The sequence below is a fragment of the Antarcticimicrobium luteum genome (genome assembly GCF_004358185.1).
Lineage (GTDB): Bacteria > Pseudomonadota > Alphaproteobacteria > Rhodobacterales > Rhodobacteraceae > Antarcticimicrobium > Antarcticimicrobium luteum.
In genome coordinates, this window is the sequence record NZ_SMUV01000073.1 from 14,488 (window position 1) to 27,443 (window position 12,956).

At 68.4% G+C, this 12,956-nt stretch carries 13 protein-coding genes and 1 tRNA gene; 9 read left to right on the forward strand and 5 right to left on the reverse strand.

Annotated elements, in window-relative coordinates; genetic code table 11:
- Position 1: 1 nt before the first annotated feature.
- Both E1832_RS18525 and E1832_RS18530 read left to right on the forward strand, forming a co-directional pair.
- Entirely contained in the window at positions 2-2,377 is a 2,376-nt protein-coding gene (locus tag E1832_RS18525) for an ABC transporter permease (RefSeq protein WP_245514044.1), read from the forward strand.
- Positions 2,378-2,380: 3 nt separating this feature from the next.
- Positions 2,381-3,622 (forward strand): efflux RND transporter periplasmic adaptor subunit, encoded by a 1,242-nt coding sequence (locus E1832_RS18530; protein WP_245514045.1) that lies wholly within the window; start codon positions 2,381-2,383, stop codon positions 3,620-3,622.
- Between the two features lie 202 nt (positions 3,623-3,824).
- On the opposite strand, the gene uvrB is transcribed toward E1832_RS18530, so the two are convergent.
- Positions 3,825-6,020 carry an excinuclease ABC subunit UvrB gene (uvrB, locus tag E1832_RS18535; protein WP_133361272.1) on the reverse strand — a complete coding sequence of 732 codons (2,196 nt, stop codon included), beginning with the start codon at positions 6,018-6,020 and terminating at the stop codon, positions 3,825-3,827.
- Positions 6,021-6,347: 327 nt separating this feature from the next.
- Here uvrB and E1832_RS18540 point away from each other — a divergent pair, with 327 nt between their 5' ends.
- From E1832_RS18540 to E1832_RS18560, 5 genes are all read left to right on the forward strand, one after another.
- Entirely contained in the window at positions 6,348-6,659 is a 312-nt protein-coding gene (locus tag E1832_RS18540; RefSeq protein ID WP_133361273.1) for an ETC complex I subunit, read from the forward strand.
- Positions 6,660-6,672: 13 nt separating this feature from the next.
- Complete coding sequence (locus E1832_RS18545) at positions 6,673-6,915, forward strand: GNAT family N-acetyltransferase (RefSeq protein ID WP_245514046.1); 243 nt, start codon at positions 6,673-6,675, stop codon at positions 6,913-6,915.
- Between the two features lie 239 nt (positions 6,916-7,154).
- Positions 7,155-8,207: a YeiH family protein gene (locus tag E1832_RS18550; RefSeq protein WP_133361275.1), complete on the forward strand. Its 1,053-nt coding sequence runs from the start codon at positions 7,155-7,157 to the stop codon at positions 8,205-8,207.
- Positions 8,204-9,085 (forward strand): LysR family transcriptional regulator, encoded by an 882-nt coding sequence (locus E1832_RS18555; RefSeq protein ID WP_133361276.1) that lies wholly within the window; start codon positions 8,204-8,206, stop codon positions 9,083-9,085. The genes E1832_RS18550 and E1832_RS18555 overlap by 4 nt, the downstream gene beginning before the upstream one ends.
- An 82-nt stretch (positions 9,086-9,167) precedes the next feature.
- Positions 9,168-9,244, forward strand: a tRNA-Arg gene (locus E1832_RS18560).
- A gap of 57 nt (positions 9,245-9,301) precedes the next feature.
- Here E1832_RS18560 and E1832_RS18565 read toward each other — a convergent pair.
- The 4 genes from E1832_RS18565 to parA all read right to left on the reverse strand — a co-directional run bounded on the left by E1832_RS18565 (position 9,302) and on the right by parA (position 11,598).
- Positions 9,302-9,886 carry a rhodanese-like domain-containing protein gene (locus E1832_RS18565; RefSeq protein ID WP_133361277.1) on the reverse strand — a complete coding sequence of 195 codons (585 nt, stop codon included), beginning with the start codon at positions 9,884-9,886 and terminating at the stop codon, positions 9,302-9,304.
- A 36-nt stretch (positions 9,887-9,922) separates the two neighbouring features.
- On the reverse strand, positions 9,923-10,330 hold the full coding sequence (locus tag E1832_RS18570; protein WP_133361278.1) for a universal stress protein: 408 nt from the start codon (positions 10,328-10,330) through the stop codon (positions 9,923-9,925).
- A gap of 258 nt (positions 10,331-10,588) precedes the next feature.
- On the reverse strand, positions 10,589-10,909 hold the full coding sequence (locus tag E1832_RS18575; RefSeq protein ID WP_133361279.1) for an antibiotic biosynthesis monooxygenase family protein: 321 nt from the start codon (positions 10,907-10,909) through the stop codon (positions 10,589-10,591).
- A 29-nt stretch (positions 10,910-10,938) separates the two neighbouring features.
- On the reverse strand, positions 10,939-11,598 hold the full coding sequence (parA, locus tag E1832_RS18580; protein WP_133361280.1) for a ParA family partition ATPase: 660 nt from the start codon (positions 11,596-11,598) through the stop codon (positions 10,939-10,941).
- A gap of 129 nt (positions 11,599-11,727) precedes the next feature.
- Between parA and E1832_RS18585 the strand changes: the two genes are divergently transcribed.
- Positions 11,728-12,396 carry a hypothetical protein gene (locus E1832_RS18585; protein WP_133361281.1) on the forward strand — a complete coding sequence of 223 codons (669 nt, stop codon included), beginning with the start codon at positions 11,728-11,730 and terminating at the stop codon, positions 12,394-12,396.
- Positions 12,397-12,441: 45 nt separating this feature from the next.
- Positions 12,442-12,945, forward strand: a complete 504-nt coding sequence (locus E1832_RS18590; RefSeq protein ID WP_133361282.1) for a HugZ family pyridoxamine 5'-phosphate oxidase — start codon at positions 12,442-12,444, stop codon at positions 12,943-12,945.
- Positions 12,946-12,956 lie beyond the last annotated feature (11 nt).

The window sequence follows — 12,956 nt, forward strand, 5'->3', positions numbered from 1 at the left end:
GATGATGGTTCATCCCGGCCCCCTCACCCGCAAGCTGATACGCGATCTGTGGCGAATCAAGGGCCAGGCCGCGGCGATCGGCGCGGTGATCGCGGTGGGCGTGATGATGCTGGTGATGATGACCGGGCTGGTCGCCTCGCTGGGCGAGACGCGGCGCGCCTATTACGAACGCTACCGGCTGGCGGATGTCTTTGCGCCGGTGGCCCGCGCGCCTCAGGCGGTCGCCGCCGGACTGCGCCAGCTTCCCGGCGTAGCGGCGATCCAGACCCGGGTGGCGGGCAGCGCCCTGATCGATCTGGACGGCACCGCGCTGCCGATCCAGGCCCGCGCGCTGTCGCTGCCCGATTACCGCAGCCCCGCGCTCAACACCGTGTATCTGACCGATGGGCGCATGTTCGACGGCGAGCGCGCGGGCGAGGTGGTGATCCTGCGCAGTTTCGCCCTGGCGCACGGGCTGCGGCCCGGCGACCGCATCTCGGCGACGATGAACGGGTTCCGCCGTGAGCTGACCGTGGTGGGCTTTGCCCAGTCGCCTGAATTCCTCTATTCCACCGCCCCGGGAGAGCTGGTGCCGGACGATGCCCGCTTTGCCGTGCTGTGGATGAGCCGCACCGCGCTCGCCGCCGCATACGACATGCAGGGCGCGTTCAACGAGGTTCTGTTCGCGCTCGCGCGCGGCGCCGAACCCGAGGCGGTGATCGCCGCCGCCGACCGGCTGCTGGACCGTTACGGCGCCACCGGGGCCTATGCGCTGTCCAATCTGGAATCAGACCGGTTCATCAGCGAAGAGATCGGCGGGCTGAGGCGCAGCGCCGGCAGCGTGCCGCCGGTGTTCCTCGCCGTGGCGGCGTTCCTTCTCTACATCGTGATCTCGCGCATGGTGCAGTCCGAGCGCGAGGAAATCGGCCTGATGAAGGCCTTCGGCTATACCAACATGGAGGTGGGCGGCCATTACTTTCGCATGATCCTCGCCATTGCGGCGGGCGGCGCGCTGGCCGGGTGCCTGCTGGGGATCGCGGTGGGGCGGTGGATGGTCGATCTATACCTGATCTACTACAAGTTTCCCTTTCTGGTGTTCCGGCTCGACCCGGCCTCGTTCCTGGTGGGGTTCGGCGTCAGCATCCTGGCCGCGTCGGCCGGCGGGCTGCTGGTGCTGCGGCGGGTCTTTGCGCTGACGCCGGCGGTGGCGATGCGCGCGGCGCAGCCGCCCGACTACAGCGGCAGCGGAAGGTTCGGCGCAGCGCTGGACCGGGTGCTCGACCAACCGACGCGCATGGTGCTGCGCCGCCTCACCCGGCAGCCGCTGCGCATGGGCGGCGCCGTCCTGGGGGTGGCGGCGGGGCTGTCGGTTTCGGTGTCCATGGCCTCGATCCTGAACAGTTTCGACGCCATGCAGGCGCTGACATTTGACGTGATCGACCGCAGCGACCTGAATGTGAGCTTCACCCAGCCGCTGGAGATGCACAGCATCCATGAGCTGAAACGCCTGCGCGGCGTGATCGAGGTGGAGCCGGTGCGCACCGTGCCGGCGATCCTGCGCAACGGGCGGGAGCGGTATCACGGCGCCATCTTCGGCCTGACCGCGCAGCCGCGCCTGAACCGGGCGGTGGACGCCGACGAACAGCCCATAGACATGCGCCCGGGCGGCGTGTTCCTGTCGGTCGGGCTGGCGCGCACGCTGGACATCAGCGCCGGAGAGATGCTCAGCGTCGATGTGCGCGAGGGGCGGCGGCCGCGGCTCGATCTGCCGGTGATCGCGGTGGCCGAAAGCCTTCTGGGCTCGCCCGCCTATATGGAAATGGAGGGGCTGAACCGGGCGCTGAAGGAGCCGCTGCGCGTCTCGGGCGCCTATCTGCGGGTGGACGCGGCGCAGGCCGAAAAGCTCTACCAGACGCTCAAGGACATGCCGATGGTCGCCGGCGTCAGCGTGAAATCGGACAGCCTGGCGGCGCTGCAACGGGTGATGGATCAGGGCGCCGGCGCGATGCGCTATGTGATGGCGCTGATCGCCGCCGTGATCACCTTTGGCGTGATCTACAACGCCGCCCGCGTCGCCCAGGCGGAACGCGCCCGCGACCTGGCCAGCCTGCGCGTGCTGGGCTTTACCAGTGGCGAGGTCGGATTTGTGCTGCTGGGCGAGCTGGCGGCAGTGACCCTGCTGGCGCTGCCGCTGGGTGCGGCGCTGGGATACGGGCTGACCTTTGCGATCGCGGCGGGGTTCAGCACCGACATCTATCAGATCCGCCCGGTGTTCAGCCCGGAGAGCTATGGACAGGCGATGGGCGTGGTTCTGGCCGCCGCGCTGATCTCGGGCTGGCTTGTCAAACGCGACATCGACCGTGCAGACATGGTAACGGCGCTGAAAACGAGGGAATGACCGGTGGCTCAGAAACGTAAACACTCCCGTCTGGTCCTGACGCTGGCCGCGCTGGCGCTGATCGGCGCGGCGATGGCGGCGGCGTTCTGGCCGCGCCCGGTGCTGGTCGACATGGACGAGGTGCGCCGCGGCGCGATGCGGGTGACCATCGACGAGGAGGGCCGCACCCAGGTGCATGAGCCCTATGTCGTCTCCTCCCCCGTCGCGGGCGAGTTGCAGCGGGTCACCGTACAGCCGGGCGACACCGTGGTCGGCAATGAAACCGTGGTGGCGCGGATGCATCCGATCAACCCCTCGGCACTGGACCTGCGCACCCGCGAGCAGGCGCAGGCGGCGGTCACCGCCGCCGAGGCCGCGGTGCAGGTGGCCCATGCCGACCTCAACGCCGCCATGGCCAACCTGGAATTCGCCGACAGCGAGCTGGAGCGCATGCGCCGGCTGGTCGAACGCCAGATCACCAGCAAGGTGGCGCTGGAGCGCGCCGAGCAGGAGTCCCGCGTCGCCCATGCCGCCGTCACCACCGCCCGCGCCGCCATCGCCATGCGGGTTGCCGAGCTGAACAGCGCCAGCGCCCAAATGATCAGCTTCGATGACAAGGGGCTGGCCAAGGCGCTCGAAGAGGACCGCCCGTCCGAACCGGGCATCCCGATCCTCGCCCCCATCGACGGCACCATCCTCAAGGTGATCCGCAAGAGCGAGACCACCCTGCCCGCCGGCGAGGCCCTGCTGGAGATCGGCGATGTGGAACGCGATCTTGAGATCGAGGCCGAGCTTTTGTCCTCGGACGCGGTGCAGGTCCGTATCGGCGATCCGGTGATTGTCACCAACTGGGGCGGGCCGGAGGATCTGGAGGGCCGGATCACCCGGATCGACCCCTACGGCTATACCAAATATTCGGCCCTGGGCGTCGAGGAACAGCGGGTCAGGGTGACCATCCGCTTCACCGGCGGCAGCGCCGCCCGCGCCGGGCTGGGCCATGGCTACCGGGTCGAGGTGCGGATCGTGGTCTGGCAAAGCGAGGACGCGGTTCTGGTCCCCTCCAGCGCGCTGTTCCGCGATCGGGAGGACTGGGCGGTGTTCCGCGCCGAGGACGGCGTCGCGCGGCTGCAACAGGTGCGGATCGGCCACGACAACGGCATTGTCGCAGAGGTGCTGGACGGGCTTTCCCCCGGCCATCTGGTGGTGCTGTTCCCCTCGGCCAGCCTGATCGACGGGCAGCGGGTGGCGCAGCGCCAGATCGAATAACCCGATGCGATCCCCGCCGGTCCCCCGTTCATGACGATGGGCTGCGGGTTTACTGCAATGCGGCCCAACCCGCCCCGGCGGTTGTCAGAGTTTGCGCGCGTCTGCTTTGCCCCCTGAACACAGCCACCTCGTGAACCAGGCCTCCAGGCGGCGCCGGGCACCGGCCTTACGATGGCCGGTTAAGCATGCAGTCGCCGGAAATTTACCGGCCCTTCCGCCTCACCCCGCCCCGCTGTCCCGGCCGCCCTGCCGTCGACCGGCCGCGCGATTGCACCGCCGCCTCGCTGGCCGCCTCCACCGCCGATTGCCGCGCCAGCGGGTCGTCGGAGATCGCCAGGTCGACCGCCTCCAGCCGTTTGATCTCGTCGCGCAGGCGGGCGGCCTCCTCGAATTCCAGGTTCTCGGCGGCCTTGCGCATCTCGGTGCGCAGCCCGTCCAGATGCGCCTCGAGGTTGGCGCCGTGCAGCGGCCTGTCGACCTTGGCGGTCACCCGGTTCATGTCCACGTCGCCCTTGTAGAGGCCCGACAGGATGTCCTCGACGTTCTTCTTGATCGTCGCCGGGGTGATGTCGTGCTCCTCGTTATAGGCGATCTGCTTTGCCCGCCGCCGGTCGGTCTCGGCCAGCGCGCGTTCCATCGAGCCGGTGATCCGGTCGGCATACATGATCACCCGCCCCTCGACGTTGCGCGCCGCCCGCCCGATGGTCTGGATCAGCGAGGTTTCCGAGCGCAGGAACCCCTCCTTGTCGGCGTCCAGGATCGCCACCAGCCCGCATTCGGGAATATCCAGCCCCTCGCGCAGCAGGTTGATGCCGATCAGCACGTCGAAAGCGCCGAGGCGCAGGTCGCGCAGGATCTCGATCCGCTCGATGGTGTCGATGTCCGAATGCATGTAGCGGACCCTGATCCCCTGCTCGTGCATGTATTCGGTCAGATCCTCGGCCATCCGCTTGGTCAGCGTGGTGACCAGCGTGCGGAACCCTTTCTCCGCCACCCGGCGCACCTCGTCCAGCAGATCGTCCACCTGCATCTGTACCGGGCGAATCTCGATCTGCGGGTCGAGCAGGCCGGTGGGCCGGATCACCTGTTCGGTGAAAACGCCGCCCGTCTGCTCCATCTCCCACCTGGCCGGCGTGGCGCTGACGAACACCGATTGCGGCCGCATCGCGTCCCATTCCTCGAACTTCAGCGGGCGGTTGTCCATGCAACTGGGCAGGCGGAACCCATGTTCGGCCAGGGTGAACTTGCGCCGGTAGTCGCCCTTGTACATGGCCCCGATCTGCGGCACCGAGACATGGGATTCATCGGCGAAAACAATGGCATGATCTGGAATGAACTCGAACAGCGTCGGCGGCGGCTCGCCCGGCGCGCGCCCCGTCAGATAGCGCGAATAGTTCTCGATCCCGTTGCACACGCCGGTCGCCTCGAGCATTTCCAGATCGAAATTGGTGCGCTGCTCCAGCCGCTGCGCCTCCAGCAGCTTGCCCTCGCCGACCAGTTGATCCAGCCGCTGGCGCAGCTCTTTCTTGATGCCCAGGATGGCCTGCTGCATGGTCGGCTTCGGCGTGACATAGTGTGAATTGGCATAGACCCGGATGCGCTCGAACGTATCGGTCTTCTCGCCGGTCAGCGGATCGAACTCGGTGATCGCCTCCAGTTCCTCGCCGAAGAACGACAGTTTCCAGGCGCGGTCCTCAAGGTGGGCGGGAAAGATCTCCAGCACGTCGCCGCGCACCCGGAAACTGCCGCGCTGAAAGGCATGGTCGTTGCGGCGGTACTGCTGGGTCACCAGATCGCCGATCACCGCGCGCTGGTCGTATTCCTTGCCCACCTCCAGATCCTGGGTCATCGCGCCATAGGTCTCGACGCTGCCGATGCCATAGATGCAGGAGACCGAGGCGACGATGATCACGTCGTCGCGTTCCAGCAGCGCCCGCGTGGCCGAGTGGCGCATGCGGTCGATCTGCTCGTTGATCTGGGATTCCTTCTCGATGTAGGTGTCCGAGCGCGCCACATAGGCCTCGGGCTGGTAGTAGTCATAGTAGGACACGAAATACTCGACCGCGTTGTCCGGGAAGAACCCCTTGAATTCGCCGTAGAGCTGCGCCGCCAGCGTCTTGTTCGGCGCCAGGATGATCGCCGGGCGCTGGGTCTCTTCGATCACCTTGGCCATGGTAAAGGTCTTGCCGGTCCCGGTCGCGCCCAGCAGCACCTGGTTCTGCTCGCCCTCCTGCACCCCCCGGCTCAGTTCCACGATCGCCGTCGGCTGGTCGCCGGCCGGCTGAAACTCGGTCTGCATGACGAACCGCTTGCCGCCCTCCAGCTTGGGGCGTGATTTCACGTCCGGCGCGGGCGCGTGCATCATCGGCTGGGACTTGTCGGAGTGGGCGTAGGCCATGGGGGGGGAATCCTTTTCTTCCCCTGATTTTGGTCACTTTTTGTTCCAGTTCAAGGGCACCGCGCCCCGGCAGGTTCAATTCCCTCTGCCGGCAAGCTGTCCTGCCGCGCCAATGGCGGGGGAAAGACCATCGGTCACCGGCCCGGACGGACACCGCATCTCCCGCGCCAGGCCGTCCTCGGCAGGCGTGCCGATCATGATCCATACCGGGCCCGCGCTCGGCTTCGGGCGGCCCCTGGCCGGCACCGCGCCTGAGGCAAAAACGAGCCTTGCCGCGCCACGCCGGCTGTCGCATATAGGGACCAGCTAGACAGGACGGAGACGACCATGCGCGCGCGGATATACCGACCGGCCCGAAACGCCATGACCTCGGGCATGGCCAAGACACGCAACTGGGTGCTGGATTATGCCCCCGCCTCGGCCCGCGACGTCGATCCGCTGATGGGCTGGACCTCCTCGTCGGACACCCAGACGCAGGTGCGGCTGCGGTTCGAAAGCAAAGAGGCCGCGCTCGACTATGCCGAGGCCCACGGCATCGACGCCCAGGTGATCGAGCCGCATCGGCGCAAGGCCATTGTCCGCCCGCGCGGCTATGGCGAGAACTTCGCCACCGACCGCCGCACGCCCTGGACCCACTGACCCTGTCAAGTCCATGCATGTGATCGCCGAGGCGCGCGGACGCGGCGCCGGGGCCGCCATGCTCGAGCATCTGCTGGCCCAGGCCGCCGACATGGGCCTGTCGCGGGTCAGCCTCGAAACCGGCAGCGGGCCGGATTTCGCCCCCGCACGTCGCCTCTACGGGCAGCGCGGCTTCGTCGAATGCCCGCCCTTCGGGGATTACCTCCCCGACCCCCACAGCACCTTCATGACCCGCCCGTGCCCGGGGCCCGCCTGAACCCGGGTCGCGAAGACCGCCAAGGTCACGTTCCCGGCGGCCCCGGTGTGCGCCCCCGATCGAGCCGCCGAGACCTCACCGGCGGGGTCCGGGCCATCGCCCTTTTGGGGGCGCCCTGCCGCCCTGGGTAAGGGCAGGCCAAACCAATCGACTTTTTCGATTGAATGCAGAAAAACAATCCGTTGGATTGATTGATTAAAGATGCGGATGGTCTGGCGGAACCACGAAAGGACCGCCAGATGCAACCTCTCGCCACACACCCCGACAGCAGCGGCCCCGGCGTTCGGGCCTCTCTCGCCACCGGCCCGGGCAGCGTCCTGCCCGGTCTGGCCCTGGCGGCGGCGATCGCGGCAGCCGCCTTTGCAATGCGGCAATTGCCCGGCGTCGGGGTGCTCAGCCCGCTGATCCTTGCCATCCTCATCGGCATGGCGTTCCACAATCTGGTCGGCACCCCCGCCCGCGCCAAACCGGGCGTGGCCTTCAGCCTCCGGCAGCTGTTGCGCGCCGGCATCATCCTGCTGGGCCTGCAACTGACCGTGCAACAGGTGGCCGCCGTCGGCGCCGGCGGCGTCGCGCTGATCGCCGCGACCCTGCTGGCCACCTTTGCCTTTACCACCTGGCTGGGGCGGGTGATGCGCGTCGATCCGGCGCTGACCCAGCTGATCGCGGCGGGCAGTTCGATCTGCGGCGCCTCTGCCGTCATCGCCACCAACACCGTGACCCGCGCGCGGGACGAGGATGTCGCCTATGCCATCGCCTGCGTCACCGTCTTCGGCACGGTATCGATGATCGTGATGCCGCTGGCCGCCGGCGGGCTGGCACTGGGCCCGCACGCCTTCGGCCTGTGGGCCGGCGCCTCGATCCATGAGGTGGCCCAGGTCATCGCCGCCGCCTATGCACGCGGTCAGGAGGCCGGCGAATTCGGCACCATCGCCAAGCTGACCCGGGTGATGATGCTGGCGCCGGTGGTGCTGACGCTTGGCGCGATCGCCGCGCGCCGGCTGCGCCGCAACGGCGGCGAGGTCCGCCGCTGCGGCGCGCCGGTGCCGTGGTTCGTGTTCGGGTTCATCGCCATGGTCTGCCTGGCCAGCACCGGCTGGATCCCCGAGGCGACCAGACCGGCCACCACGACGCTGACCCAGTTCCTGCTGGCGACCGCGCTGGCCGCGATGGGGCTGGAAACCGGCGTCCGCAAACTGGCCGCCGAGGGGCTTCGCCCGGCGCTGCTTGGGGCAGGAGCGTGGGTTTTCATTTCTCTTTTCAGTCTGGGTCTGATTTTGATCGTCGCATGACGCTCGACCAACTCCGCATCTTCATCGCCGTCGCCGAGCGGGAACATATCACCCGCGCGGCGGCGGCGCTGAACCTGACCCAAAGCGCCGTGAGCGCCGCCGTCGCCGCGCTGGAGGAGCGTCACGCCGTGCGCCTGTTCGACCGGGTCGGGCGGCGCATCTTGCTGACCGACCCCGGCCGGCTGTTTCTGGACGAGGCACGCTCGGTCCTGGCCCGCGCCGAACAGGCCGAGCGCGTTCTGGGCGATCTGGCCGGGCTCCGGCGCGGCACGCTGCGGCTGGCCGCCAGCCAGACCGTGGCGAACTACTGGCTGCCGCCGCTGATGCACCGGTTCCACGCCGCCCACCCCGGTTTCACCCTGGACCTGACCACCGGCAACACCGAAGATGTCGCGCGGATGGTGCAGGCGGCAACCGTCGATCTGGGCTTTGTCGAGGGCGACATCGACGATCCTGCCCTGTCTGTCCATTCCTTCCCCGGCGACGAACTGGCGCTGGTCGTCGCGCCCGGCCATGACTGGGCCGAACAGCTGCCGATCACCCGCGCCGCGCTGCAGGCCGGGCCCTGGGTGCTGCGCGAGCCCGGCTCCGGCACCCGTGCGGTCTGCGCCGCGGCGCTGTCCCTGCACGGGCTGGCCACCGACGATATCGAGATCGCCCTTGAACTGCCCTCGAACGAGGCGGTGCGCTCTGCGGTCGAGGCCGGAGCCGGCGCGACGGTCCTGTCGACGCTGGTGGTGGCGCCCTCGCTCAGGACAGGGCAGCTTGTCCGGGTGCCCTTCGACCTGCCGCCGCGCCACTTCCACGCGCTGCGCCACAAGGCGCGGCATCTTTCCCAGGCCGAACAGCGGTTTCTCGACCTCGCTGGCCGGGCTTGAGCGGACCTGGTCCCACCGGCACACTGGCGGACAAGGTTTCACTTGAACCCGCGCGCCAAAGCCCGCAAAAGTCACCGCAAGCGGTCCCATAGCTCAACTGGATAGAGCAGCTGACTTCTAATCAGCAGGTTGAGGGTTCGAGTCCTTCTGGGATCGCCATTGCCCCAAGACGCGAAAGCGACGGAACCGGGGGCGCCTTGCAGCGCCCCCTGCGTCCTATTCGGTGACCGTCAGGCCCAGCATCCGCCACACCTGCATGCCGCCGCGATAGTAATGGATCTTCTCGGCTGGATAGCCGGCCTCGATCATCCGCCGGGCGGCGGCCGGCGACTGGCCGCACCACGGCCCGTTGCAGAACAGCGCCACCGGCCTGGCATTCTCGCAATCGAAGCCGTCGAAATCGATCTCGCAGCCCAGCTCGCCCAGCCGGTCGGCGGCCTCGGTATAGGGAATGCTGATCGCCCCCGGGATCGAGCCGCCCTCGAAATTGCTTCGCACGCGGCCGTCCACGACCACCGCGTTCGGATCCTTGAGCATCTCGATCAGCTCCAGCTCGCCAATGGTGGTCACCCCCTCGGCGGGCGCATGGGGCTGGATGCAGAACGGCGGGCAGGCGCGCGAGGTCAGCGCCCAGTCGCCCGTCACCTTGTTGTCGTTGTCCTGGATGCGCGAGATCGTGGCGCTGCCGCCCTCGGGCAGCGGCACCGCCACCTCCATCATCTCCTTGGTGATCCCCACCGGATCGGCCAGCGCCGGCACCGCCAGTGCCAAAGCCGCCAGCATGGACAAAGCGGTTTTCATGACAGTTTCCCTTTCTTGCCAGATCCGTGACTCAGCTCAGCGCACCACATGCACCGCGCATTGCGCATGGCGCACCACCTGCGCCGCGGTCGAGCCGAGCAGCAGATCCGACATCCCCGGGCGGTGCGAGGCGATGATAATCAGGTCGGGCTTGTTGATCTCGGCCCATTCCAGGATCGACCGGCCCGAATGTCCCTCGATCACCACGGCCCTCGCGTTGGGCAGCTTGGCCGCCATATCCTCCAGTTCCTGCTGGATCGCCTGACGCGCCTCGGCCAGGTAATCCTCGGGCATGTAGGAAATCGCATAGCCCGGAATATGCTCGACCACATGCAGCAGGGTCACCTGCGCCTCCGGCGTGGCCAGAACCTCGGCCAGTTTCATCGGCGCGGTCACGTCGCGGTCGGAGTCGAAGGACACCGGAATCAGGATATTGTGATACATTATTTAACCTCCTCTTGGGTTCGCCGCCATTCTGCGCCGCAGAGCGCCGGCCCGGCCTTGATCCATATCATGCCTCTCCACCCGCGCAGCGCGGCGCAGGTGGGATCATGTTGCGGTTCAGACTATTGATAATTTGCGAAATTGAAACGGGTTTTCCGGCGGCCCGGCCCGGAACCGCGCTGCCGATGCCCCCCGGAACGCCACCGGGTCTGGCAGGGGGCGGCGCGCCTGACCTTGCGCCGGTCAGGCGCGGCCCCGTCACCCGAAACTCGCCGCCACGTCGTACATCACCGGCTCGAAGCTTTTGCACAGCTCGTTGATTTCGCGGTTGCGCCGGCGCATCTCCGGGGTGCGCAGCATGGCCTGGAAATCCTCGCGCCGCTCCCATTGTGAATAATTGGCTATCCGCGTCTGCGCGTCGTTCACATGCAGCCCGGCGGCGATGAATCCCGGCTGTTTCGAGATGAACTCGGAATAGGCGTCTGTCAGGGCGTCCAGCAGGTCCTGGCAGGTGCCCGGCGTCATCTCGAAGGTGGTGATCACGGTCTGTACGCGGGCATCCTTGGAAATTCTCGGCATCGACTCCTCCTTTTGCGGAGACAAGCCTATCACAGCCGGTCCAGCGCCGTCTGCACCTCCTGCACCAGCCGCGTCACCTCGTCGTGCGCCGGCCCCTTCGGCGCCTCCAGCGCCGCGCGCCCCTGCCCCAACGTCTCGGCATAGGTCACCCGGTTGGCCATCGTCGTCACGGCGACCTCGGCGTCCAGTTCCGCGGCCTTGCCGGCCACGTCCGCGGCCAGCCGGGTGCCCGGACGCGCCCGCGTCATCACGATCATGGCCGGCACCTCCTCGCGCCCGGCCAGATAGAGCACCATCTCGACCGCCCAGAGATCCAGATGCGACGAGGCCACCGGAACCAGCACCAGATCGCTGGCGCGCAGCGCCGGACGCAGATCGCTGTCGGCCTTGGGCGGGGTGTCGATGATCACGATGTCATGGGACTGGGAGAGCTTGCGCAGCTCATAGCTCACCCCCCAGGCCGAGGCGGTGGAGAAATTGATCTCCGGCGTCGCGGCCAGCGCGCCGCCGGCCCCCGAGTCCAGCGCCTCCAGCCGGGTCATGAACCAGCGCCCGGCGCTGCCCTGCGGGTCCGTGTCCATCAACGCCACCGACCTGCCGGCGCGGGCGAATCCCACCGCCAGGTTGACCGCCAGCGTGGTCTTGCCCGACCCGCCCTTTTGCTGCGCGACGGTGATCACATGTGCCATCCGGGGCCTCCGCAATATGCTGCATTGCAGCATAGACCACCTGCGGACCGGCGCAACGGAAATCCGCCCGGCCGGGGATAACCGTTCATTAACCATCTCCCTCGACCCTGCCGTGAAAGGAGCCCCCGCATGCGCCGCCTGGTCCCGTTGCTGATCGCGCTGTCCTGCGCCGCCCCGCCCGCCGGGGCCGGGGCCTGGCAGCGCGAGACCGGCCGCGGCTTTGTCTCGACCACCGGCACGCTGCGGCAGGGCGACCCGGACGCCCGGCAGGAACTCTCGGTCTATGCCGATTACGGGCTTGCCCCGCGCCTGACGATCGGGGCCGATGTCAACGAACGCCCCGGCATCGCCGGGCACGCGGTGCTCTTCGCCCGCCTGCCGCTGTCCCGCCCCGGCGCCCGCGCCCGACTGGCCGCCGAGGCGGCCTTTGGCGGCCACCACTGGCGCGGCGCCTGGGATCCGATGTACCGGCTGACGCTCTCCTACGGCCGCGGCTCCACCACCCGTTCCGGCGCGACCGGCTGGCTCGCGCTGGACGCCGCCTATGAGCGGCGGCTGGGCATGAACGTTCCGATCTACAAGCTCGACGCCACCCTGGGCCTTTCGGCGCCCGGCCGCCTGCGCCCGATCCTTCAGGTCGAGACCGCCCATATCCCGGGCCAGCCGCTGATCTGGGCGGTGACGCCCGGCGTCCTGATCGACAGCCGCCGCAACGCCACCTGGCTGATTGGGCTGGAGCGTAAATCCGCCGGCCGCGACACCGTCGGCCTCAAGATCGCCCTGTGGCGCTGGTTCTGACCGGTCCGGTTGCGCCCCCCGTCCACCGGCCCTAGACAGACGGCCATGACCGATCCGATCCGCCCCGCCCAGACCATTCGCCCCACCGACGACGAGGCCCGCGGGATGGCCCGCGACCTGCTGACGCGCGCCCGCTTCGCCGCGCTGGCGGTGGGGCTGGCGGATGGCACGCCGATGGTCACCCGCGTCGCCTTCGGCCTCTCGCCCGAGGGTGCCCCCCTGACCCTGGTCTCCGACCTGTCGGCCCATACCGGGGCGCTGCGCGCCAGCCCCGCCTGCTCGCTGCTGCTGGGCGAACCGGGGCCGAAGGGCGATCCGCTGACCCACCCGCGCCTGACGCTACAGGCAACCGCCCGCTTTGTCGGAAAGGGCGAACAGGGCCACGACACGCTGGCCGCGCACTATCTGACCGATCACCCCAAGGCCCGGATCTACATCGGCTTTGCCGATTTCGGCTTTGCGCTGTTCTCCGTGCGGGCCGGCCACCTCAACGGCGGCTTCGGCAAGGCCTTTCGCCTGACCGCCGCCGATATGGGCCTGCCCGGCTGAGCCTGTCCAGG